The 23,185-nt window shown below is 39.9% G+C and carries 26 protein-coding genes and 2 pseudogenes; 16 read left to right on the forward strand and 12 right to left on the reverse strand.

What is annotated here, in order from left to right; translation table 11 throughout:
- The first annotated feature begins 62 nt into the window (after nucleotides 1-62).
- The 3 genes from bslm_RS02735 (at nucleotide 63) to bslm_RS02745 (ending at nucleotide 2,789) form a co-directional block, all read left to right on the forward strand.
- A complete protein-coding gene (locus bslm_RS02735) occupies nucleotides 63-1,355 on the forward strand; it encodes an MFS transporter (RefSeq protein ID WP_032722960.1) in 1,293 nt (430 codons plus the stop codon).
- A gap of 230 nt (nucleotides 1,356-1,585) precedes the next feature.
- Complete coding sequence (locus bslm_RS02740) at nucleotides 1,586-1,960, forward strand: hypothetical protein (protein WP_014478947.1); 375 nt, start codon at nucleotides 1,586-1,588, stop codon at nucleotides 1,958-1,960.
- Between the two features lie 235 nt (nucleotides 1,961-2,195).
- Nucleotides 2,196-2,789 (forward strand): YdeI/OmpD-associated family protein, encoded by a 594-nt coding sequence (locus bslm_RS02745; RefSeq protein ID WP_014478948.1) that lies wholly within the window; start codon nucleotides 2,196-2,198, stop codon nucleotides 2,787-2,789.
- Between the two features lie 344 nt (nucleotides 2,790-3,133).
- On the opposite strand, the gene bslm_RS02750 is transcribed toward bslm_RS02745, so the two are convergent.
- The gene (locus tag bslm_RS02750; RefSeq protein WP_033881077.1) at nucleotides 3,134-3,793 is read right to left on the reverse strand and encodes a hypothetical protein; all 660 of its coding nucleotides are present in this window, start codon (nucleotides 3,791-3,793) and stop codon (nucleotides 3,134-3,136) included.
- A gap of 190 nt (nucleotides 3,794-3,983) precedes the next feature.
- On the opposite strand from bslm_RS02750, the gene bslm_RS02755 reads away from it, so the two are divergent.
- The gene (locus bslm_RS02755; protein ID WP_038429989.1) at nucleotides 3,984-4,307 is read left to right on the forward strand and encodes a TVP38/TMEM64 family protein; all 324 of its coding nucleotides are present in this window, start codon (nucleotides 3,984-3,986) and stop codon (nucleotides 4,305-4,307) included.
- Between the two features lie 277 nt (nucleotides 4,308-4,584).
- Here the strand turns inward: bslm_RS02755 and bslm_RS02760 are convergent, their stop codons facing one another.
- The gene (locus bslm_RS02760; RefSeq protein WP_014478952.1) at nucleotides 4,585-4,860 is read right to left on the reverse strand and encodes an HPr family phosphocarrier protein; all 276 of its coding nucleotides are present in this window, start codon (nucleotides 4,858-4,860) and stop codon (nucleotides 4,585-4,587) included.
- 316 nt (nucleotides 4,861-5,176) lie between these two features.
- Between bslm_RS02760 and bslm_RS02765 the strand changes: the two genes are divergently transcribed.
- On the forward strand, nucleotides 5,177-5,722 hold the full coding sequence (locus tag bslm_RS02765) for a TetR/AcrR family transcriptional regulator (RefSeq protein ID WP_015252737.1): 546 nt from the start codon (nucleotides 5,177-5,179) through the stop codon (nucleotides 5,720-5,722).
- A gap of 143 nt (nucleotides 5,723-5,865) precedes the next feature.
- Here bslm_RS02765 and bslm_RS02770 read toward each other — a convergent pair whose 3' ends face one another.
- Nucleotides 5,866-6,729 (reverse strand): DMT family transporter, encoded by an 864-nt coding sequence (locus tag bslm_RS02770; RefSeq protein ID WP_038428399.1) that lies wholly within the window; start codon nucleotides 6,727-6,729, stop codon nucleotides 5,866-5,868.
- 154 nt (nucleotides 6,730-6,883) lie between these two features.
- Between bslm_RS02770 and pdxR the strand changes: the two genes are divergently transcribed.
- Both pdxR and bslm_RS02780 read left to right on the forward strand, forming a co-directional pair.
- A complete protein-coding gene (pdxR, locus tag bslm_RS02775; RefSeq protein ID WP_038428400.1) occupies nucleotides 6,884-8,275 on the forward strand; it encodes a MocR-like pyridoxine biosynthesis transcription factor PdxR in 1,392 nt (463 codons plus the stop codon).
- A gap of 193 nt (nucleotides 8,276-8,468) precedes the next feature.
- Nucleotides 8,469-8,894, forward strand: coding sequence for a MaoC family dehydratase (locus tag bslm_RS02780; protein ID WP_003234221.1), 426 nt, complete (start codon nucleotides 8,469-8,471; stop codon nucleotides 8,892-8,894).
- A 52-nt stretch (nucleotides 8,895-8,946) separates the two neighbouring features.
- Here bslm_RS02780 and bslm_RS02785 read toward each other — a convergent pair whose 3' ends face one another.
- Nucleotides 8,947-9,519: an alpha/beta hydrolase gene (locus bslm_RS02785; RefSeq protein ID WP_038428401.1), complete on the reverse strand. Its 573-nt coding sequence runs from the start codon at nucleotides 9,517-9,519 to the stop codon at nucleotides 8,947-8,949.
- A gap of 81 nt (nucleotides 9,520-9,600) precedes the next feature.
- Nucleotides 9,601-9,930 (reverse strand): winged helix-turn-helix transcriptional regulator, encoded by a 330-nt coding sequence (locus bslm_RS02790; RefSeq protein WP_038428402.1) that lies wholly within the window; start codon nucleotides 9,928-9,930, stop codon nucleotides 9,601-9,603.
- A gap of 254 nt (nucleotides 9,931-10,184) precedes the next feature.
- Here bslm_RS02790 and bslm_RS02795 point away from each other — a divergent pair, with 254 nt between their 5' ends.
- Nucleotides 10,185-11,057, forward strand: coding sequence for a YitT family protein (locus tag bslm_RS02795; protein WP_029725818.1), 873 nt, complete (start codon nucleotides 10,185-10,187; stop codon nucleotides 11,055-11,057).
- A 149-nt stretch (nucleotides 11,058-11,206) separates the two neighbouring features.
- Here bslm_RS02795 and bslm_RS02800 read toward each other — a convergent pair whose 3' ends face one another.
- The gene (locus tag bslm_RS02800) at nucleotides 11,207-11,593 is read right to left on the reverse strand and encodes a winged helix-turn-helix transcriptional regulator (RefSeq protein WP_003242640.1); all 387 of its coding nucleotides are present in this window, start codon (nucleotides 11,591-11,593) and stop codon (nucleotides 11,207-11,209) included.
- A 110-nt stretch (nucleotides 11,594-11,703) separates the two neighbouring features.
- Between bslm_RS02800 and bslm_RS02805 the strand changes: the two are divergent.
- Nucleotides 11,704-12,296 (forward strand): annotated as a pseudogene (locus tag bslm_RS02805) (NAD(P)H-dependent oxidoreductase).
- 143 nt (nucleotides 12,297-12,439) lie between these two features.
- Here the strand turns inward: bslm_RS02805 and bslm_RS02810 are convergent.
- A complete protein-coding gene (locus tag bslm_RS02810) occupies nucleotides 12,440-13,627 on the reverse strand; it encodes an MFS transporter (protein WP_038428403.1) in 1,188 nt (395 codons plus the stop codon).
- 205 nt (nucleotides 13,628-13,832) lie between these two features.
- Here bslm_RS02810 and bslm_RS02815 point away from each other — a divergent pair, with 205 nt between their 5' ends.
- The 5 genes and pseudogenes from bslm_RS02815 (at nucleotide 13,833) to bslm_RS02830 (ending at nucleotide 17,993) form a co-directional block, all read left to right on the forward strand.
- Nucleotides 13,833-14,429 carry a TetR/AcrR family transcriptional regulator gene (locus bslm_RS02815; RefSeq protein ID WP_080348090.1) on the forward strand — a complete coding sequence of 199 codons (597 nt, stop codon included), beginning with the start codon at nucleotides 13,833-13,835 and terminating at the stop codon, nucleotides 14,427-14,429.
- A gap of 630 nt (nucleotides 14,430-15,059) precedes the next feature.
- Nucleotides 15,060-15,395 (forward strand): metal-responsive transcriptional regulator AseR, encoded by a 336-nt coding sequence (gene aseR, locus bslm_RS02820; RefSeq protein ID WP_015252729.1) that lies wholly within the window; start codon nucleotides 15,060-15,062, stop codon nucleotides 15,393-15,395.
- A gap of 12 nt (nucleotides 15,396-15,407) precedes the next feature.
- Nucleotides 15,408-16,715 carry an arsenical efflux pump membrane protein ArsB gene (locus bslm_RS02825; protein ID WP_015252728.1) on the forward strand — a complete coding sequence of 436 codons (1,308 nt, stop codon included), beginning with the start codon at nucleotides 15,408-15,410 and terminating at the stop codon, nucleotides 16,713-16,715.
- Nucleotides 16,702-17,019, forward strand: a pseudogene (locus bslm_RS20365) (arsenate reductase/protein-tyrosine-phosphatase family protein). The gene bslm_RS02825 and the pseudogene bslm_RS20365 overlap by 14 nt, the downstream one beginning before the upstream one ends.
- A gap of 188 nt (nucleotides 17,020-17,207) precedes the next feature.
- Nucleotides 17,208-17,993 carry a GNAT family N-acetyltransferase gene (locus tag bslm_RS02830; RefSeq protein ID WP_082098090.1) on the forward strand — a complete coding sequence of 262 codons (786 nt, stop codon included), beginning with the start codon at nucleotides 17,208-17,210 and terminating at the stop codon, nucleotides 17,991-17,993.
- 56 nt (nucleotides 17,994-18,049) lie between these two features.
- Here bslm_RS02830 and bslm_RS02835 read toward each other — a convergent pair whose 3' ends face one another.
- The gene (locus tag bslm_RS02835; RefSeq protein ID WP_038428407.1) at nucleotides 18,050-18,970 is read right to left on the reverse strand and encodes a DMT family transporter; all 921 of its coding nucleotides are present in this window, start codon (nucleotides 18,968-18,970) and stop codon (nucleotides 18,050-18,052) included.
- Nucleotides 18,971-19,102: 132 nt separating this feature from the next.
- Here bslm_RS02835 and bslm_RS02840 point away from each other — a divergent pair, with 132 nt between their 5' ends.
- Nucleotides 19,103-20,551: an aminotransferase-like domain-containing protein gene (locus bslm_RS02840; RefSeq protein ID WP_038428408.1), complete on the forward strand. Its 1,449-nt coding sequence runs from the start codon at nucleotides 19,103-19,105 to the stop codon at nucleotides 20,549-20,551.
- Nucleotides 20,552-20,668: 117 nt separating this feature from the next.
- Here bslm_RS02840 and bslm_RS02845 read toward each other — a convergent pair whose 3' ends face one another.
- Nucleotides 20,669-21,292 carry a flavin reductase family protein gene (locus bslm_RS02845; protein ID WP_003243530.1) on the reverse strand — a complete coding sequence of 208 codons (624 nt, stop codon included), beginning with the start codon at nucleotides 21,290-21,292 and terminating at the stop codon, nucleotides 20,669-20,671.
- 89 nt (nucleotides 21,293-21,381) lie between these two features.
- Between bslm_RS02845 and bslm_RS02850 the strand changes: the two genes are divergently transcribed.
- Entirely contained in the window at nucleotides 21,382-22,062 is a 681-nt protein-coding gene (locus bslm_RS02850; RefSeq protein WP_003244115.1) for an ArsR/SmtB family transcription factor, read from the forward strand.
- Nucleotides 22,063-22,141: 79 nt separating this feature from the next.
- Here bslm_RS02850 and bslm_RS02855 read toward each other — a convergent pair whose 3' ends face one another.
- From bslm_RS02855 to bslm_RS20375, 3 genes are all read right to left on the reverse strand, one after another.
- Nucleotides 22,142-22,585, reverse strand: a complete 444-nt coding sequence (locus bslm_RS02855) for a carboxymuconolactone decarboxylase family protein (RefSeq protein ID WP_003242768.1) — start codon at nucleotides 22,583-22,585, stop codon at nucleotides 22,142-22,144.
- 85 nt (nucleotides 22,586-22,670) lie between these two features.
- Nucleotides 22,671-22,850, reverse strand: coding sequence for a hypothetical protein (locus bslm_RS20370; RefSeq protein WP_010886421.1), 180 nt, complete (start codon nucleotides 22,848-22,850; stop codon nucleotides 22,671-22,673).
- Complete coding sequence (locus bslm_RS20375; RefSeq protein WP_003243880.1) at nucleotides 22,847-22,990, reverse strand: hypothetical protein; 144 nt, start codon at nucleotides 22,988-22,990, stop codon at nucleotides 22,847-22,849. Before bslm_RS20375 ends, bslm_RS20370 begins: the two co-directional genes overlap by 4 nt.
- Nucleotides 22,991-23,185: the final 195 nt, after the last annotated feature.

The raw sequence follows: 23,185 nt of genomic DNA on the forward strand, positions 1-23,185 counted from the left end.
TTATGATGATCCACATCTAGAGGGAGGTTTATACAAAATTGGCTTTTAGAAAGGAAGGTCAGATGATGTTAGACAAGGACAGCGTAAAAGCAATAGATGTTCAAACTGCTTCATTACAAAGCTACATCAGTTCACCAGAAAAACAAAAATCGTTATACAAGCGTACACTATTCGTTGTGAGTATCTCACAAATTTTTGGCGGTGCGGGGCTGGCGGCAGGAGTGACTGTCGGTGCGCTTATTGCACAGCAAATGCTTGGCACTGATGCGTTTGCTGGTTTGCCTTCTGCTTTATTTACTTTAGGGTCAGCAGGATCTGCATTAATTGTTGGAAGACTTTCTCAACGTTATGGCCGTCGAACAGGTCTTTCAGCTGGCTTTATGATTGGCGGACTTGGAGCAATAGGCGTTATTATGGCAGCAATCATAAATAGTATTTTCTTGTTATTTATTTCGTTGCTTATTTACGGTGCAGGAACAGCCACAAATTTACAGGCCCGTTATGCTGGTACAGACTTAGCAAATCATAAGCAGCGAGCGACTGCTGTTAGTATTACGATGGTTTTTACTACATTTGGCGCAGTGGCAGGTCCAAGCTTAGTGAATGTGATGGGGGATTTCGCTCTTTCTATTGGTGTTCCATCACTTGCTGGCCCTTTCATTTTAGCCGCAGCAGCATATATGTTAGCAGGTGGGGTCCTTTTCATTATGCTTCGTCCAGATCCATTAGTTATAGCAAGAACAATAGAAGTGGCAAATGAAGAGCCTGGTGATAAAGGACATTTGGCGGCAACTGAGCATACAGAAAACAAAAAAGGGATAATCGTTGGGGCAACAGTTATGGTTCTTACTCAAATAGTAATGGTAGCTATTATGACAATGACACCGGTTCATATGAGACATCATGGGCATGACTTGGGGGCAGTAGGGCTTGTTATTGGTTTTCATATAGGTGCTATGTATCTCCCTTCACTGGTTACAGGTGTTCTTGTAGATAGGTTGGGACGTACCGCAATGGCTATTTCCTCTGGAACAACGTTGCTTTTGGCAGGTGTAATAGCAGCATTTGCTCCGGGAGATTCTATGGTTCTTCTCGTCATTGCTCTTTCTTTACTCGGATTAGGGTGGAATTTTGGTTTGATAAGCGGGACTGCCCTTATTGTAGATTCAACTGATAGTGCCACACGAGCTAAAACGCAGGGGACAGTGGATGTTCTGATTGCGTTGTCAGGAGCTGCTGGCGGAGCATTATCTGGAATGATTGTGGCAGGGTCAAGTTACCTCGCATTATCATTTACTGGAGGGATGTTGTCCTTATTACTCATTCCAGTGGTGGTATGGTTTAGGGGCCGCTAAAGGATAGGATTGTTTAATTTACATTAATTTGTTATATTGTTAGATAAAGTCTATTGCGTCGTCTAATATTCTAACTAACTATAGTTGCTCAATTAAATCTATTATAAAGATTTGACTAGGATTCCTTATAGCTGTGTCACTCACTGCATATTCTTTAATTGAATCACATAAAATGGTTATCGGATTTGAAAAAGGCAGGATTACTCGCTTTAGGTAAAGGAGTCATCACGTTGTTAAAAAGGTTTTCTCTTGTTTTTGTTACACTAATGATGTCTATACTTGTTGTTTTAGCGGCCGCTAAAGAGTCGCCTGGAGATCATGTCATCTCATTTGATGAACCTCTTATCTTGATGATCTCAATTGGAATCGTTGTATTTTTATTTATCCCTCCATTAGTCATGTCCTTTTTTGGCAATTTGGTTGTAAGAATAATATCTGGTGTATACCAATGTTTTATCGTTTTCACTTTTCTGGGGCTCATTCCAATTGGATTTCTTATTCCCAATGGCTTTTTGACAATTCTAGTTTCTATTGCAGGAACTTTAGTCAGTATAGCTAGTGTTGCCGTAACCTTATGCATTGGCAAGAATAAAAAAGATATATAATCATCGAATTGTTATTTTTTCAGATTGTCAGTGAAATAATTATACAAAAAGAGAAGGCTTGTGGGCCTTCTTTTTTTTTGTTGCATCATCCCCACTTTAAGCTTAATCTATTGAATAATAAGAGAAGGAACCTATAGAAGAATAAAATAAATACCGAGATGTCAAAAATAAAACTGGACTTCATTATTGTCAATTCACGTAAATGTAAAAAGATTGGAAAGAGGGGAATTCCTTCATGACAAATAGCAGAACGAATCCGAAGGTTGATGAATTTTTAAGTAAAGCGAAAAAGTGGAAGGAAGAATTTGAGAAGTTGAGAACCATCATTCTTGACTGTGAGCTGACTGAAGATTTTAAGTGGATGCATCCTTGTTACACATACAATAATAAAAATGTCGTTTTAATACATGGGTTTAAAGAATATTGTGCGCTTCTGTTTCACAAAGGTGCCCTATTACAGGATACCGATGGAATTCTCATTCAACAAACGGAGAATGTACAGGCGGCGCGCCAGATTCGGTTTACAACTGTTCAGGAAATAAATGAGCTAGAAAACATTTTGAAAGCCTATATTCACGAAGCCATTGAAGTTGAAAAAGCCGGTTTGAAAGTGGAAGTTAACAAAAATATTGAATTGAACATTCCTGAAGAACTTCAAAATAAATTCGATGAAATCCCTGCATTGAAAATTGCTTTTGAAGCTTTGACCCCGGGACGGCAAAGAGCGTACACTCTTTATTTTTCTCAAGCCAAACAATCCAAAACCCGAGAATCGAGAGTCGAAAAATATGTGCAAAAAATTCTCGATGGAAAGGGATTAAAGGATTAGGCACGCCAAGGTTCAGGCTAAAGGAATATCATCATAGCGTAATAAGATCCTTTCTATAGAAGAAAAACAAGCATAGTAAGATGCTTGTTTTTTCTTAGGACAACATTCACTTACTGCTGAAATGCTTCTTTTGATTAACATTGTATGCCACTAGACAGCGTTATAAAATATTAATGCAACACCTAGAAATAGCTCAATGGTACGGCTCATCACATTTAGAATGCCTAGGAGAACTAATAGAACCGGAAGATTTTTAGCAAGTTACTACACTCCAAACTTTGTTTTTGTATTAATATACCTTATTAACCATTGTTTTTAGTCAGGTGCAGACAAACGAATACTGATTAATGAATCATCATGATATCAATGAGCCGTTTGATTTTTTCATCGTCGCCTGTATCAACGTACACTGTTTTTCTGTTTTTTATGATACTCTCAGTCACTTCCCTCATGACGCCTTTTTCTATATCATCAGCGGAATCCCAGCGTAAAGGCACATTATATACATGAATCGTGCCATCCCCATTGCCATGATAAGTGACTGATCCATCCACTAAACGAGAACCTGCCAACTGGGTCACATCTTCTGGATAGCTGGCACTTGTATCATCATTAGGATTAATTGGCTCGCCAGCCGAAATATGTCGAACGTTTAATTCATCTATCTCTTGATTAGGTCCCAGTTGAAGCCAAACCCTGGCATATTCAATTTTTTCCGAAGAGTATGCTGCCAATACATTGTCTTCTTTGCTTTTCTCCTCTGCTGAAGAGGTATCATTTGCAGCTTTTGTTGCGGATTCTTCTGATTCTGTTATTGGCTCCGCTTCATCCTTGCGTATTTTGGTTCTCTCTTCAGGCTCAGTGTGTTTTTCGTCAGTTTGCACAGCAGAAGCTTGATTTGAAGGTTGATGTGCTTCTCCATTCTTACTGCCCGTACATCCAGCAAGCAAAATCATGAGCAGCAGGGCAGTAATACAAAAATATATCTTTCTGTGTTTCTTCATTTTTTCATTCCTCTCCATTAACTCAGGTCAGCTTCATATATAAGTTTATGTATCTAAATATTACCATGGAATAGATAGGATGATATTGAAAACTGTTTAAGAAGAGGAAACGATCTTGAATAGCATCGCGAAAACTTAAGAATTCTTAAGAAGTTTTGCCCCTTTTTCTGTGTTTTCAAGCGGGAACATGATGAAGGATTTAGAACGTAAATATCCAGAGTTGAAAAAATTATTGGAGACTTACAATTATAAGTTTTTGGCGCTGGGGATGATTTGTCCAATAGCTCCAACAGATGTCGTTTGTTTTTTATCGGCAGCTGTAGGAATCAAGTATACCACTTACATTTTAACGGTTATCGTTACGAATATCCCTTTATTGATATTTTCGAATTTCATTGTGATCAATTTTAGTGAGTCATTAATGGGAACTGTATTGGTTGTCGCATCATTTGTTTTGGTTTCTATTGTATCCATTAAAATGTGGAACACCCTTAAGCATAAACGGAGCACATAGAAATGCCACGAGACTAACCATTTATAGCTTATAAGCACCTGTAGAGATTTAAGTTCTTTCGTTATCCAATAATACCAAGGGTATAACTGCCCTTGGTATTATGTTCTGCTGCACATATATAAACCCTCCATTTTCGTTTGTAGATCCTTTTTAATTTTTGTATTTTAGGTTGAATGATCACCAGAAGAAAAATGAACGCATGATCTGAAAAGCTGTTTTGTCGCAAAATAAATAAATCAACCAACGATAACAATCTCGCTACTACGATAGATTTTGATTACTGTATATAATCGTTTTTTAGTAAATGCTCTTTCATTTTTTGAATTGCCTTCGCTTCGTCGGCTCCATGAGCGTATATATGTATTTCGGTTCCTGGTTTAATTCCTAAATCCATAATGTCCATGATGGCTTTTGGCGCTTGTTTGAGGTTAACAGTTTTCCCTTGGTATTCAAGAAAAATATCTGATGTAAACCGATGAGCTATACTGACTAACAGGGTAGCTGGTCGCGCAAACCCTGTTTCCTTAATGATCGTAAATTGTCTTTTAATCATTCTTCACCTCATTACATTCTGCCTCTTGACGGATTTATAGTTGGGCTGCAGATCAAATTCGAATTTAGAGTACCTTTAGGATAAGCGGTCTAATTTCATCGAAATAACACCCTTTCTTTGTGTTTACAAAATAATTCTCAACTAACTAAAATGGACAATGACTTCATTCGGGAAAAAGCATGATTCACTATCAGCTTTTATTTATTATTGTAAATACAAACATGGTGTGTACAATGGTTACATTCAGGCTATTTGTTGATTATTCAACATTCCACTCTAAATTGTTGATTATCTTAAGAAAGTTTGGTGAAAAGCTATGTCCAAAGTGGATAGAAGAATAACCAAAAGCCAAGAGGCTATTAAAATAGCTCTGATTGAGCTGATGACTGAAAAAAGTTTTGATCATATTACGATTAAGGAAATTTCTGAAAGGGCAAATGTAAACCGGGGAACAATCTATCTTCATTACTTAGATAAATTTGATCTATTAGAAAAAATTATGGAAGAGCATATAAATAATATGGGGGATTTTTGTGAGTCGGCAGCTGAAATGGACTGGATTGAATCGACTGTACACTGCATGGAATACCTTGAGAGTAATTATTTATTCTTTTCGACGATGTTAGCCAGTGAAGGCGCTCGATATTTTCGCAGTCAGTTCCTTAAGTTTAATATCGAAGAGTTCAGGAAAGATGTAGATGTAACGAAAGGCAAGAATTACGGCCAAAGTGAAGATGTCATTGTTGAATTTATAGCAAATGCTTACGTAGGGGTAGTGGAGTGGTGGTTAAAAAACGAAATGCCTTATCCGCCTCGTGTCATGGCAGAAAAAGTGGGGGATTTACTAGAGCGGATTTTATAATGGAGGCAGGAAATGGGTGTTGACTTATTTGTCTAGGCGGGAGATTCAAGTCTCCTCGATCGCATACAAAATACCAAGGGTTGCTGGCCCTTGGTATTTTTATACCTTCATGCATTTTTGAAGTTTATGCTTAAAGGTCTGCCTTACTTTGCAAATCGCCGAGCTGCTGCAACGCACATGATAACGGCGATATTCACTGCTACGAGTGCCCAGCCCACTTTCTCGTGCAGAATCACTGAGGCAAGCAGCAGCCCAAAAAAAGGCTGGAGAAGCTGGAGCTGCCCAACCGCCGCAATTCCTCCTTGGGCAAGACCTCGATACCAGAACACAAAGCCGATCAGCATGCTGAATAAGGATACATATGCAAGACTGAGCAGTGCGGGAACGCCGATGTCCGACCATGAGTCCGGCGTAAAAAAGAACGACAATGGCAACATAAGAGGAAGCGACAGAACGAGTGCCCATGAGATCACCTGCCAATTCCCCAGACGACGTGAAAGCCTTGCCCCTTCTGCATAACCAAGACCGCATACGACAATAGAAGCCAGCATGTACGCGTCGCCAAGCGGGGATGAACCTCCCCCCTGAATGAGGGCGAAACCTGCTACTAACAAGCTGCCAACGGTTGAGAAAATCCAGAAGACGGGCCGAGGGCGTTCACCCCCGCGCAGTACGCCGAAGACCGCCGTTGCGAGTGGAAGAAGTCCAATGAAGACAATGGCGTGTGCGGATGTGACATGCTGAAGCGCTAAAGCTGTCAGCAACGGGAAACCAATCACTACGCCAAACGCTACCACTAATAATGAAATGAGATCTCTTTTGGCAGGATGCTGCTGCCGGAAGATGAGAAGGAGACCTCCCGCCAGTACACCAGCTATCGCAGCACGGCAAACGGTGAGAAATAACGGATCGAAGTCTGACACAGCCAAACGGGTCGCAGGCAGCGAGCCGCTGAAAATGAGTACGCCTATAAAACCATTTATCCAGCCATTTGTTGTTTTGTTCATTATAATCACTCCACATATCTTTCTTGTTCATTGTCTGTATTTTCTTAACAAAACCAGCAGCTAAGGATTACAATGACTATAAACTGGAATTGGCCTTTTTTAAACGGCCAGTTTTCATAAAAAAATGCATACCAGTTAGGAGAACAACGTGCAAATGGATATCACGCCTTTTTTGAATAGAACTCTGGATATTCCGCTTTATCAGCAGCTTTATCGGTATTTTAAAGAAAATATGCATCGGGGCCGTATTCAAAAAGGAATGAAGCTTCCTTCAAAAAGACTCTTGGCGAATCAGCTTTCCATCAGCCAAACGACTGTAGAACGTGCCTATGAACAGCTCGCTGCTGAGGGCTATATTGTGAGCAAGCCAAGAAGCGGGTGGTTTGCTGATTATCATGATTCTGATTTTGCTTATGATAGAATGCCAAGCACAACACCCATTCAACAAGAAGCAGAAGAAAATAAACAATGGATTGATTTTCATTATGGGAATGTAGATTCTTCTTACTTCCCTTTTTCCGCATGGCGAAAAAGCATGGTCAATAGCTTAGACCAATATGGACACGAGCTTTATCGGCCGGGACATGTTTTAGGAGAGTTTGAGCTGAGAACACTCATTGCAGAGTACCTGTATCAATCTCGGGGTGTTCATTGCGGCCCTGAACAAGTGATTATAGGTGCCGGGAACCCTATTCTGCTGCAAATCTTGTGCCAAGTTTTTGAGCCGAATATTTCTATAGGGTATGAGGATCCTGGTTATCCAAGAGCACGCAAAATTTTTGAAGCCAACCGCATGAATATTGTTCCGATACCAGTCGATGAGGAAGGAATCTGTATACAGAAGATCAAAGAACAGCAGCCAAACCTTGTATATGTCACACCTTCCCATCAATTTACGCTGGGAACCATAATGACAATAAACAGAAGAATTCAGCTGCTCAAATGGGCGGCCGAAAATCAATCCTTTATCATAGAGGATGATTATGACGGGGAATTTAGGTACACAGGACAGCCGGTTCCTTCTCTTCAAGGGCTTGATCAGCATAACCGTGTCATTTATATGGGCACTTTTTCTAAGTCTCTTTTGCCCTCGCTGCGTATCAGCTATATGATTCTTCCTTCACCTCTTTTAAAAAAGGGGCATGAAATCACGTCCTTATATAAGCAAACAGTGTCCTGCCACAGTCAGCTAACCCTAGCTGAATTTATAAAAAATGGAGAGTGGCAAAAACACATCAACAGAATGAGAAAACTTTACCGCAAAAAAAGAGCCATTGTATTAGAGGCAGTGCAAAGGGAATTAGGAGAGCATGTCAGAATCCGCGGAGAAAACTCTGGGCTTCGTATCTTACTTGACGTTTATTTGCCATTTGGTGAAAAAGAGTTAATTGAGAAGGCGAAAAAACATGGAGTAAAAATTTATCCTGTTTCTCTTTCTTATCAAAATCATCCTCCTGCAAAAACGGTCTCGCTCGGGTTTGCAGGGGTTTCTGAATCCGACATAAGAGAAGGTATAAAAAAACTGAAGGCTGCCTGGAAGATATGAGGGAGCTTTCAGTTTAGCAAAACGGCCAAGTGACGACTAAGTGTTGAGAGCTGTTCAATATTTTTTAAGTATATGATGAGTGCCAGCAGTCCAGTCCACGATATGTCTGTTTAGCGAAAAACAGAATTTTTTATTTGCTCCTCACAGTGCTAAAATAAACAAAATAGACAATTGAAAAAATAGAGGTGTAAGAATGAAGTTAGATGAGTTTACAATTGGCCAGGTCTTCAAAACGAAATCATTAAAAGTATCAAAAGATGATATTATGCGGTTTGCGGGTGAATTTGACCCTCAGTATATGCATGTAGATGAAGAAAAAGCGAGTAAAGGCAGATTTAATGGAATTATCGCTTCCGGCATACAAACACTGGCCATATCTTTTAAACTTTGGATTGAAGAAGGTTTCTATGGAGACGATATTATAGCCGGAACAGAGATGAATCATATGACATTCATAAAACCTGTATATCCGGATGATGAATTGTTTACAATTGTTGAGGTTCTTGATAAGCAGCCAAAGAGAAATGAATTGGGAATACTCACAGTATTGCTATCTACTTATAATCAAAAAGAAGTAAAAGTGTTTGAAGGTGAGTTATCTGTATTGATCAAACGATAACTCAGAAAGCCCGCTTTTCGCGGGCTCGATTGAAGCAGATGGGGGAAAGATGTTAGCGAGTTTCCTTTGAAAAATAAGAGGTTAAAACATCATAAACAATAGGCAAAGAAGTAAATCCCTCATCTTCTAGAAAATGACCTCCGTGCTGAACTTCATATAACGCAGCATCAATTTGTTGTGCCAGATCCTTGCTGAATGAAAAAGGCACAATTTGGTCGTCCTTAGAAGCAATGACAGCACGGTGCTTCGCGGACTCAATGATTGTTTGATGATCAAACGATCCCTGTGTAAATTCATCTAACATCTTTAAAGTGGGCAATGATTTGGCAAAGCCGGAAACAAGTATGATTCCGCCAAGCTGTTTTCGTAATTGAAGATGTTCCAAAAATCTCAAAATGGTGGGGCAACCTAAGCTGTGCGCAACCAAATACGTATTTTCATGTAAAGTGTGCTGATATAAAGAGAGTGTATCCAGCCAATCCTCAAGTCTTGGCTGGAGCGGATTGGGCATGTTTAAAATGTCTGCTTGGACCCCATCTGCGAGCAGACGTTTTTTCAGCCAAGGGAACCAATGATTTGTTGAGGAGGCTCTGTAGCCATGAATGATATAGACTTGTTTTGTCATGTTTTCCTCCTAAGAAATATTTTCATTCAGTATAAAATTCCTCTCATTGGGAAACAAGTACGCACTTTTTTGTAAGTAGTTTTACATATGAGGCATTCCTTGTACCATTCCCCACTTACACATTTCATCTATGAGGGGATACAAAGATCGCCCTCTGTCAGATAACGAATACTCTACTTTCAGTGGGGTTTGAGAAACCTCAGACCGATGAATAAGGCCGTCAGTTTGCAATTCCTTAAGCTGTGCGCTTAACATTTTATGGGTGATGAAGGGCATAGCCCTTTTCAGCTCGCCGTATCTCATCGTTTTTTCACACCCTAACTCATAGAGAATTCTCATTTTCCATTTGCCCCCTATAAGAGATAAGGTGTATTCAAATGGGGCTTGTTTACTGCGGCACAAGCTATTCACTGTAATCAAACCTCCTTTTTTTAGTATCATAACAGAATAATTCAGGGTTTTCGGTGTTGAAGTTTGAGGGCGATTCACGATCTGAAGTGAAAGGGGCCGCTTGCTCAACAGGCGGCACGGTACATGAATGTTCTAAGTCAAAGAGGGTTACCTTACTGTTAGTTACTTTATTTAAAAAAACGCATGTTTTTAGCTGAAAATATCTATTATGGTATATTTAAATATAACGAAATATTTGAGAAATGAGGAATGGTATGAATACACCCAAAAAACATAAGAAATTTAAAGCGAAAATGATTCTCCAAATCATCATGGTTATCATTGGAGGAATCATAGCGGCATATGGACTAGAAACAGTGCTCATTCCAAACAGTGTATCTGATGGAGGGGTGACGGGTCTTAGCATCGTTGGTTCACAGCTATTCAACTTGCCGCTGGGGATTTTGATTGCTGTGATCAACATTCCATTTGTCTGGTTAGGATATAAGCAAATTGGGAAAAGCTTTGCATTATTATCAATTATCGGAATCGTATCGCTTGCCGCGGGGACAAGCTTTTTCCACCACACACCCGCCATCATAGAAGGAGATACCCTGTTAATTACCGTTGTCGGCGGGATTATCCTTGGATTCGGAATGGGGCTGGCGCTGCGTAATGGCGGCGCATTAGATGGAATTGACATGCTTGCTGTGCTGCTATCCCGAAAACTGCCATTCGGAACGAGCGATCTCATTCTATTCTTAAACCTATTTGTGTTTATTTTTGTTTCCACAGTATTTGGCTTACAAGGGGCATTGCTTTCAGTCATTGCTTACTACATTGCATCCAAAGTGATTCATGTTGTGGAGGAAGGCTTAAGCGGCTCTAAAACCTTTCAAATTATTACAACCCAACCTGAATTAATGGTAGAGACAATACGTGATCAATTAGGCCGAAGCGCCACATATAAAGAAGCTTACGGGGGTTTTTCCCACGAGAAATTTAAAGAAATCACATGTGTCATCAACCGTTTAGAAGAAACCAAACTAAAGGAAATTATTAATGATATTGATAAATCCGCCTTTGTCACCGTATATGACGTAGCTGAAGTGAAGGGCAGCAATTTTAGAAATCTTAATCATCACTAAAAAATAGAATGACCTTTTTAACCGTAACTGACATGCCGACGGTAAATGTAATCAAAAACACTTTTTGAGGCTTGTGGGTGAATAACCGGTGAAGGTCTGAATCACAGAAATACCAAGGGCGTCAAAACCCTTGGTATTTTTTCTGGTTATTAGATTTTATCTTCAGCTTTACGTGCTGCTTCGAGCTTATCAATCCTGTCTTTATATTTTTCTCCCCAGTCCTTCATGTGCAGGATAACAGGTTCTAATGTTCTTCCAAACTCAGTTAAAGAGTATTCGACTTTTGGAGGGACCTGTTTATAAACCTCGCGGTGAATCACGCCATCCCGTTCCAATTCTCTTAATTGCAGCGTGAGCATACGCTGGGTAATTTTTGGGTATAGTTTTCGAAACTCATTAAACCTCTTTTTACCGTCAATGAGATGATAAAGAAGAATGCCTTTCCACTTACCTCCGATGATATCTAATGTTGTCTCCACCGGACATCCTTCAAAGTCATCAGAAGAATAATCAATGCCGAGTTTACGATTTCTCAAGCTGTTCACTCCTAATAGTATACTTTTTGATACTATATACATTCAATGTGCGTACTTTTTATATTTTAATATACATCATATAATGATGTCACATCAAAGGAATGAAAGGAATGGATCATATGAAAACACTCGTACTCGTTGTACATCCGAATATAGAATCCTCTCGTATCAATAAAAAGTGGAAAGAAGCCGTTTTAAGTGAACCGGATGTAACTGTCCATGATCTTTATGAAAAATATCGTGATCAACCAATTGATGTGGAATTTGAACAACAGCAGCTCCTGGCCCATGACCGTATCGTTTTTCAGTTTCCATTTACTGGTACAGCAGCCCCCCGCTTTTAAAACAGTGGTTTGATGAAGTGTTTACGTTTGGCTGGGCTCATGGTCCCGGCGGAAATAAATTGAAGGGGAAAGAGTGGGTAACTGCCATGTCCATCGGTTCACCTGAACACTCTTATCAAGCCGGCGGATATAACTTGTTTTCGATAAGCGAGCTGACAAAACCGTTCCAAGCATCTGCCCATTTAGTAGGCATGACCTATCTGCCTTCCTTTGCCGAATATCGCGCCAATACAATTAGTGACCAAGAAATTGCCGAAAGTGCGAATCGGTATGTAAAGCATATTACAAATATAGAATTAAACCCGAAGGTTCGCCTGCAAAGATATTTGAAACAGCTGGAGGGTGTCGATTTAACATAAAGATTGATTTTGGAAAATTCTGTATTAACCAAGCGGGATTTTTTCTTGTTCAGCAGAGGGATTTTAACATATAGCGAAAAAAGAAGAAGCCACCAAAAATAAGCTATTCGCTTGGTCCTGACTGCTTATTTTTGGTGAAAGACTTATTTCTCTGTGATGAAATAAAGCAAAGCGATGACCGGAAAAGCGATGCCAATCCATAATGCTGTATCCCATCCGCCTGAGGCATATGCCCATCCTCCAATTGATGACCCTATCGCACCGCCTAGAAAGAAGATCGCCATGAATAATCCGTTTAATCGACTGCGAATTTCAGGCGCCAACGAAAAAATAGCACGTTGACTGAGCACAAGGTTTGCAGATACACCCATATCTAACAGAATAGCTGCGGCCACTAGAACTGTTATACCGACGGGGGAGCTGCTCTGAATCATGAGGGGCAGTAATAAAGAGACAATGACAACAACGAGAGCGATTCCAGTGGCAAGCCTGGTTAAGCCTCGATCAGCCAGGCGGCCGCCTATTGGTGCAGCGACTGCACCCGCAATGCCCACCAATGCGTAGAGTGCTATTGCCTTCTGAGAAAAATGAAAATCAGGACCGGACAATAATAAAGGAACAGTTGTCCAGAACAAGCTGAAAGCTCCAAATACAAACGCATGATAGATGGCACGGCGGCGTAAGACTGGAGTCGTGCGCAGCAGCTTCCACATTGAACCGAGTAAGGCAGTATAGTTTGTATTTACTGTTGGTTTTCTGGCAGGAAGCACTTTTGATAATACGATGGCCAGGATAACACTTACCACGGCGGACAAAGCGAATATTGCATTCCAACCCCAGATATCAGCGACTAGACTAGATATCGGACGGGAAAGCATAATACCGAGTAATAAGCCGCTCATGACATTGCCAACAACCCGGCCGCGTGCAGCGTCTGATGCAAGGTATGATGCAAATGGAACAAGCACTTGGGCTGCGATTGATCCCAATCCGACGAAAAACGCAGCTGCTAAAAACAGTGTTCCATGCTTCACAAATGCTGTTAGTGTCAAAGCCGCTGCGCTTAGAAGGAGCGATACAACAATAAGTTTTTTGTTTTCGATAATATCTCCCAAAGGGACAAGAAATAATAAGCCGGCAACGTATCCGATTTGAGTGAGTGTGACAATTAATCCAGCACTGCTTGGAGAAAGTCCAATTGCCTTACTAATTAATCCGACCAAGGGTTGTGCATAGTAAAGATTAGCAACAATGATACCGCATGCAGTTGCGAGAAGAAGGGTTAAACTGGGTGAAATCCTCTGACCTGCTTGTTTGTTTCCATTAGCCATAAGAATGAACTCCTTTTTAAGTGGTTTTTTGAGTGTAATCATGACTTCTCAACACAAGTGATTTTATAAACTGAACGTTCAGTTTTGTTGATTAATGAAAATAATATACTGAACGTTCAGTTTTGTAAATAGGTTTCTGTTTTCTTTTTTATTCAGGTTAAGTATACTGAACGTATAGTTTATATTTAGGGAAGGAATGATTCATGTGCAGAGTAAACGAGGGCGGCCGCGTGATGAAGGAACTCATAAGGCGATTCTCTCTGCAGCCTATGGCCTATTGCTGGAAAAAGGCTTCGATGCGGTGACAGTCGATAAAATTGCCGAGCGTGCGAAAGTGAGTAAAGCAACGATTTATAAATGGTGGTCTAACAAAGCTGCCGTTATCATGGACAGCTTTCTTTCGACAGCGACGGACAGGCTGCCTGTGCCTGATACAGGGTCGTCAGTACAAGATATAGTAACCCACGCCACGAATTTAGCTAGGTTTTTGACAAGCCGGGAAGGAACCGTTATTAAGGAATTAATAGGTGCAGGGCAGTTGGATGAAAAATTGGCAGAAGAATATCGCATGCGATTTTTCCAGCCTCGCCGCCTCCAAGCGAAAGGCCTTCTAGAAAAGGGAATTCAGAAAGGTGAATTGAGAGAGAATCTTGATATTGAAGTAAGCATAGATCTCATTTACGGACCAATTTTCTATCGTCTGCTTATAACAGGGGATGAGGTGAATGATTCCTATGTGCATGATTTGGTGATGAACGCGTTTAAGGGAGTTCAAGCTACCTCTGCTACAGAGAGTATGTAGCTGATAAGAACTGCAAAAGCTACGGTTTATATGACAAATTGGTTCTCTCTAATCGCACAGTGAAAGATAAGATTTTTGTTGCTGAGCGGAATCATCGAGGGAAAAGTTCTCTTATCGGATGTCGAAAAAGAAGTCATTCAATCGTGAATACATTATATTATTACATTTCCTTTTCATCGATTGGAACAAGGGTTCTATACTTCAATGGAATATCGCAAAGTTGGAGTATTTAAAGAACAGGGGAAAATCGATGGCCATTATGTAGATGTCATGGCAATCGAAAAAATACTTGCAATGTAAACAGGCCTCTAAAGAGACCTGTTTTTTAATATCCAGAGGATCTGTCTATTTTCATCTTGGGTTCTATGACTACTCCCATAACTGAAATAGTCTAATATTTATACCGGAATATCTGATGTTCCGAATATAAGGGATTGTTTATATAAATAAAAGTTTATATAATGACGGGGGCGCTAAGGAAACGCGGGGAGCGACTCAGGTTTTCGTTTCAAAGTTTTGATCCTTAAGATATACGGAGCGCTACATATGGAAACGTAAAGGGGAATGTATAATCATTTGGCGTGTATATAACGATTTGCTTATATATTGATTTGGGAAGGAGGAGCTCATATGACGATTGATGTTGCGGCGATGAGTCGTTGTTTGAAAACACTTAGTGATCAAACTAGGCTTATAATGATGAGATTATTTCTTGAAAAAGAATATTGTGTCTGTCAATTGGTTGATATGTTCGAAATGAGCCAGCCCGCCATAAGCCAGCATTTGCGGAAATTAAAAAACGCAGGTTTTGTGAATGAGGACAGAAGAGGCCAATGGCGTTATTATTCAATAAATGGTTCCTGTCCTGAGTTTGATACATTGCAATTGATCTTACATCAAATTGATCAGGAGGATGAATTGTTAAACCATATCAAACAAAAGAAAACTCAAGCGTGTTGCCAGTAAGGAGGCATTAGATTGACATCAATGATTTTGGCAGTATTCATCTTTTTATTAACTCTAGTATTGGTCATATGGCAGCCGAAAAATTTATCTATAGGGTGGTCAGCCTGTGGAGGCGCAGTTTTAGCTCTAATAGCAGGTGTTGTCAATTTTCATGATGTGTTAACTGTGACAGGGATTGTTTGGAATGCGACATTGGCTTTTGTGGCCATCATACTGATATCGTTAATTCTTGATAATATCGGTTTCTTTGAATGGGCAGCGCTTCATATGGCTAAGGCTGCAAAAGGATACGGTGTGCGGATGTTCGTTTATGTATCTCTATTAGGAGCTATTGTCGCCGCGTTATTTGCAAATGACGGTGCAGCTCTTATATTGACACCAATCGTATTAGCGATGGTCAGAGCATTACATTTTAATGAAAAATTAGTTTTTCCTTTTATCATTGCCAGCGGATTTATTGCGGATACCACTTCGCTTCCTTTAGTAGTGAGCAATTTGGTCAACATTGTTTCAGCGGACTATTTTCATATTACGTTTATTGATTATGCATCCAGAATGGTTGTCCCGTACCTGTTTTCGCTGCTGGCGAGCATCATTGTACTTTACCTTTTCTTTAGAAAAAGCATACCAAAACGCTATGATCTGACTGAGGTTAAAAAACCTGTTGAAGCAATTAAAGATCAAAACATGTTCAGACTGTCATGGTATATCTTAGGGCTGCTGTTAATTGGATATTTTGCAAGTGAATTTTTTTCTATCCCTGTATCAGTGGTAGCGGGCAGCATTGCAATCATTTTCTTAATCGCTGCGCAAAAGAGTCCGGCCGTCCATACAAAGAAAGTGGTGAAAGAGGCGCCATGGGCTATCGTATTCTTTTCAATTGGCATGTACGTTGTTGTGTATGGTGTCCGAAATGCCGGATTAACGGATGTCCTTTCAGATGTGATTCAAGCCGCAGCTGATCAAGGATTGTTTGCTGGGACAATTGGAATGGGCTTTATTGCGGCGATTCTTTCTTCCATTATGAATAACTTGCCGACTGTTATGATTGACGCATTGGCCATTGCCGGTACAGATACACATGGGATGATGAGAGAAGCGCTTATTTATGCAAATGTGATCGGTTCAGATTTAGGGCCTAAAATAACACCGATTGGTTCCTTAGCGACATTATTATGGCTTCATGTTCTTTCGCACAAAGGTATGAAGATTTCCTGGGGCACGTATTTTAAAACAGGAATTATCCTCACGATACCCACTTTATTGATCACACTTGTCGGCCTGTATATTTGGCTGCTGATAATCCATTCTTGTTTCTAAAAGGACAAGGTCACTATATCAAGGAAAACAATGCACTGGTAACTCTTGCCGCAGCCAAATGGCTGAAGGGTGGGGGAGAAAATACCTTGGGGCTAAGTGGAATGTGTACAGCGCAGGAATCGAAGCTCATGGATGACATCGAGTGCTGTCAAAGCAATGAAAGAAGCAGGGATTGATATTTCAAATCAAACATCGGATAAATTTGATGATCCGGCAAAAGCACACGGAACAGAAGAAGTGTTTCCAAAGGGTATGTGATGAAATTGGTGACTGTTTAAAACAGTTTGCTGTAACTGGGGAATAAGAAATCGATATACTCAGCGTTTCCTTGGGTTTATATAATGCAATGTGTTGTTCAACAGGTGTCTGCGAGCTGAGTGCAGACACCTGTTTTTATTTGTCTGAGATTCGTAACAGGGAAGTTATTTAGCTGGTGACAGAGGAAAATTGATTTGTGAACAGAATCATGAAGGAGACGGTGTTTTAAAGGAGTTGTCTGTTTTGCAGGAATTAACAAAAGAAAAATACAGTAGCTTAAAAACAATGTTTGATGACAAATATTGTCCCACATTTGTCTATTCAATATTAGACCAAACCATTCCGGGAGCTGTTTATGCAGATGATCAAACCTTTCCTAAATCGTTTTTTATAGGAACTGAATCAGGCATTTATTTTATTGCGGGAGACCAAGGGAATCGGGATTTTCATGATTTCATTGCAGGATATTATGAAGAACAAGTGAAATCATCAAAACGATTTACCTTGTTTTCTTCCAGTGATACATGGGATAGTGTACTGAAACCCATACTGAAAGATGACTTGAACCAAATGAGAAGAGCTGCATTTTCTTATCAACCAAAATCTTTCAAAAAGACTTTGCAACTGCCAAAGGGGCTTGTATTGAAAAGAATTGACGAAGACATCATTTCACACAGCACAGCGTTTAACAGCGCTTATTATGAGGAGTATTGGAATTCTGTCTCAAAGTTTGCTTCAAAAGGTTTTGGATTTGCCGTATTACATGGCAATCATGTAGTAAGTGAGTGTACTTCTATATTTTTAGGGCATAATCGAGCGGAAATGGATATCTATACACTTGAGGAATATAGAGGACTGGGGTTAGCTTATTGCGTAGCAAATAGGTTTATAGCGTTTTGTATGGAAAATGGGATTGTTCCTAGCTGGGATTGTGATATCTGCAACAATTCGTCCATTGCATTAGCAGCTAAACTAGGGTTTAAGCCGGTAACGGAATACACTATTTACTACTCTGGCTAATCTTAATGAAAGAACCTTAAAAGGAGATACCAACCGATGTTGGTATCTTTTTTGTTTTAGAGTTTTTTTACCCTTTTAGCAGAAAAATGGGTGATGAAAATCTTATTCATTTTATTTACTTTTAGGTAGGTAAAACATACCCCGCCAACTGTAACCACTCCGCCTAGCAGAGAGAGCAGTGTGGGTATTTCGCCGATCCAGATCCAAGATATGATCAAGGCTAAAGCCGGTGTAACATAAAGTGAAAGGGTTGCTTCTGAAGCACCGACGAGTGAAGTGACATATGCTAGTGCGAAGTAAGGAATAACCGTCGGCAATAATCCTAAGTAAACGATAGACAAAGTTGCGCTTATTGAAGCGTTCATCATCTCTTCGCCTAAGCCTGGCAGAAACACAAGCATAGGTATTGTTCCGCCCCAAATGGTAAATGTAACGAATGGAATAAAACCATATTTTTTTATATAGCGGGCTTGAAAAACGAAATAAATACTCTCCGAAAATGCTGCCAGCAGGATGACCAAGATACCGCTCATTGAATATGTAAAGTCTCCCGCCCCAAATGCAATCAATAATACACCCAATAAACTGATCATAGAGCCAAGCCATTTCGTAAATCCAAAATGCTCTTTATAAAACAGGCGGGATAGCATGGCTGAGAAGATCGGTGCCGTAGTAACGAGTAAGCTTGCAACTCCGGCACTAACTGTTTTTTCACCGATGTTCAGCAAAATGTGATAGAGTGCAAATCCTAAAAACCCTAAAAGAAAAATGGCAGGAATGTCTTTCAAGTCGGGTAGGCGCATCTGAGTCAAAACAGCAAAAAGCAATAATGCCATAGAGCCGATTAACAAACGAAATAAAGCAAGGTGTTCTGGTGTGTACCCTTCTAGTCCTGCGCGAATTCCCGGAAAAGCAGATGCCCATAAACAGATCATCAGACTGTTTGAGGTTATCAATTGAACTGTTTTCTTTTGCATATTTCCCACTCCTCTTTACAAAAACCAACCAGTTATTTAATGTGTTTTTATATTAATAAAGATTTGGTGATATGGCTTCAACCAGTTAAACGGATTTTGACCCAACCAATTTATTTTAAGGAGACCGATTCTATGAGCTTTCCAGAAGAAAAAAAGATGAAAAAGCTCCCTAAGTACAGACAAATCGTTCATTTTATTAAAGAGAAAATAGGAAATGGAGAGTGGCCGATTGGAAGCAAGATTCCAAGCCAGCGCACGCTTGCAAAAGATTTTCAGGTAAATCGGAGCACAGTGATTACAGCGTTAGAGGAATTGATGGCCGATGGGCTAATAGAAGGCACAATGGGGAAAGGCACAGTTGTTATCAACAACACATGGACACTGATGGCTAAGAATTCTGCTCCCGATTGGGATCAATATGTCACCTCTGGCATTCAGATGCCAAGCCGAAAAATCGTTCAAGAGATAAATCAATCAGAATCAAATACAGACCTTATACAGCTCAGTAAAGGTGAACTTTCAGCTGAGATTTTTCCTTTGGCTGTTATGAAAGAAATAATGGGGAAGGTATCTCAACACATGGAGGCATTCGGATATGAAGAACCAAAAGGTTACTTACCTTTGAGGGAGGCATTAAGCAACTATTTAAAAACCATTGGAATCAACGTCTCATCTTCTTCCATTCTGATTGTCTCAGGAGCGTTGCAAGCCTTGCAGCTGATATCAATGGGGCTGTTACAAAGAGGATCAACCGTTTATCTTGATCAGCCCTCCTACCTTTATTCATTACACGTATTTCAATCAGCTGGTATGAAGCTGACTGGACTTCCTATGGATAATGAAGGACTTTTGCCTGAAAATGTTCATTTAACAAGAGGAGAGCGGGGAAGGGCTATCTTATATACAAATCCATGTTTTCACAATCCGACTGGTATTCTTATGTCTAAAAAGCGACGGGAAGAAATCCTAGCAGTAAGTGAGAATACACAGCTTCCTATTATTGAAGATGACATTTATCGTGAGTTATGGATCGATGAAATTCCGCCATATCCTATTAAAACAATTGATAAAAATGGACACGTACTGTACATAGGAAGTTTATCGAAAACATTAAGCCCAGGTTTGAGGATTGGATGGATCGTCGGACCGGAACCGGTGATTGAACGTTTATCTGACATTAAAATGCAAACAGATTACGGATCCAGTTCGCTATCCCAGAGAGTAGCGGCAGAGTGGTTTACTTCCGGCCACTACCAGCAGCATGTAGAAAAGGTTAGGCAGCAATTAAAGGTGAGAAGAGAATTGGCCTTGAGTGCTTTAGAAACTCATTTGAAAGAAGTGGCGACATGGAATATCCCAAAAGGAGGGTTTTTTGTCTGGATAAAAATATTGCCTTCCATATCAATGAAATTACTTTATACTAAAGCCTTATCAAAAGGGATTCTGATCAATCTCGGCAGTATCTATGCTCAGGAAAAAGGGAATTATATTCGCTTATCATATGCTTATGCATCTCTTGAAGACCTTCAAAAGGGGATTTATGAGTTGGGTTTAATGATTAAAGAATTGGCAAGCAGGTAACTTTTATATCCTTAAATGGATGTTTCACTAAAAAAGAGATCAAGCCTAATGATCGCTTGATCTGATAATAACAAGGGTTACTAGAATAGACCAAATCATGGTTCGGTCTTAAAATAATCATGTCTCTGAACGAAAAGTCTTTCCGACTTCTCTTCCTAAACCAAAGTAGTGTCTGAAATTATAGATAAGCGGGCTCCATTTGGAAGGGTTGATATGGTTTTCGTCCAGAATGATACTTTCCTCGGCATGAAAATGTAGTGCCTGCGTCTCTACAATTGCGAATGACGATTCATATTCTGGAAGCCGAATGTGTTTCACTTCGGCTTCGATTTGGATAGGGCATTCTTTAATTCGTGTTGGTGATACTGTTTTTGATTGTAAAGGCGTTAACCCTGCTGCCTCGTATTTTTCTTTTTTATATGTAAATCCGATCTGCTTCTTTAAAGGCGGTATACTCTTTTTTCCGCTATAAGATGAAATTCTTTCAACGTTTTCCCATAAATCCGGGCCAGGCAAGTTTATGACACACTCTTTGTGTCTTTCCAAATTGTCGATGGCTTTTCCTCCCAGTCCTACTCCAAGGATTATATAATGTCCAAGAGCCCAAGAAGAAGACATAGGACTAATATTAGTGGTTCCATCCTCATTCAATGTGGTTAGAAGAAATGTCGAGGTACCATAATACATGATCTTGGGTTTGATTTCCTTAAATCGACGAGTGTCTTGTTTTTTGATGTCCAACGTTTTTTCCTCCTTGTCACGCTTACATTTATATTGTAAAGGATTAACATTTCAACTATCATCGAAATATGAATGTAAGGAGGAAAATCATGAATCCTAATATTGCAAAAATCTCTTCGTTGCTATCAGATCCCTCGCGTTCTTCCATTCTTCTCAGTCTGATGGATGGAAGGATACACCCTGCGGGAGAGCTTGCATATCTCGCTAACATTAAACCTCAAACTGCAAGTTTTCACCTGAATAAATTGCTTGAAGCAAAGCTGATTAGCGTAGAGAAGCATGGGAGACATCGGTATTACAGATTGGCTGACTCAGATGCTGCAAATGTGATCGAACAATTGCTTCATATTGCGCCTAAAGCAAAAGTCAAATCTTTAAAAGAGTCAAAAGAGAAAAAGGACTTGCATTTCGCCCGGACCTGTTATGATCATTTGGCAGGTTATGTGGGCGTGCAAATGGCACATTCACTAGTTGAGCAGGGGATGTTAAAAAAAGTTGATTTAAACTTTGAGGTGACTTCAGAGGGTGCTTTATTCTTTTCGAAGTTAGGCATCAATGAAGAGCAACAACGGAATAAGAGGAGAGCCTTTGCCCGCTGCTGTTTGGATTGGAGTGAACGGCAGCATCATATTGCAGGAGCATTAGGAAACGCCCTATTGGTGCGCATGTTAGAAGAAGAATGGATCGTTCGTATGCCTAAAACGAGAGCGATTAGGATTACACAAAGCGGGAAAATCGCGTTTGAAAAGCACCTAAACGTGAAGATTTAGGATTTTGAAGCGGAAACATCAGATGATGAGGCACGATATCTAGGAGGAGTAAGATTTGTTCTAATCTTACTCCTTCTTCTTATTTTGAAGCAGCTCGATTCCCCATTGCAATAGAGATGCGGTTCCAACTGTTTATTTGATTAATGATCAGAACAAGGTCAACATATTGTTCCTCATCATAATGTTCCCGCACCCGATGATATAGCTCATCAGGAACCCTTTTAGATGGAATGAGCGTGATGTGTTCAGATAGTTCGAGAGCCGCTTTCTCTTCAGGTGAGTAAAAATCACATTCATTCCAAGCATGTAAACAGTAAATTCGCTGTTCAGTTTCTCCCATTTTGCGGGCATCGGACGTATGCATATCTATGCAGAAGGCACAGCCGTTCATTTGAGAGACTCTGATTTTGATTAGTTCTCTCGTCGTTCGGTTAATTGAGGATTGTTTCGTGTATTTCTCCATATCCATCATGATTTTCATACCTTCAGGTGCAATCTCATAGTAGGACACTCTTTGACTCATAAAGCAAGACTCCTTTCCATAGAATACCTAGATTGTATCCCGGTATTGATCATTTTACCAATGTGCGGTTTGAATGACAGCTGTTTCAGCGTCTTTTGGAAAGAAGCTTCTTTGAATAAAAATAAGGGTAGCCAGCAATGATGAGTGGAGCTGCTAATGCAAGCAGTATCCATGAGCCTGATTGGCTGTCTCTAGTGACTCTAATGAATATATAAGTACCGATCAGAAAATATAATAAAGCACCTAGAAACCAATACATGTTCATTCCTCTTTTTCCTTGCTTTTTGGTTGCGCATTTTTGTCTGTCATATGGCTTAATCGATCAGGGTTCTGATTTTTTAATACCTTTTCGGTCCGGATTCCTTTTCTCTTTAATGATAAAATTGTGAGATCAATCGATTTCAATGATGATCATTCCTTCAATGAATAGTAAGTTCCTTATGATTTTAAAGGTAAATTTGAAAAGATAAAACGTACATAGAGGCAGAACGTTCATGTACGTTTGGGCAATGATCACTTGTTGGAAACTCTAATGTTTCCCTGCACCTGATATTGTTGTGTTCCTTCTCTTCCTATAAAATGATTGGATACATGTATGTT

The sequence above is a fragment of the Bacillus sp. LM 4-2 genome, from assembly GCF_000978495.1.
Lineage (GTDB): Bacteria > Bacillota > Bacilli > Bacillales > Bacillaceae > Bacillus > Bacillus subtilis.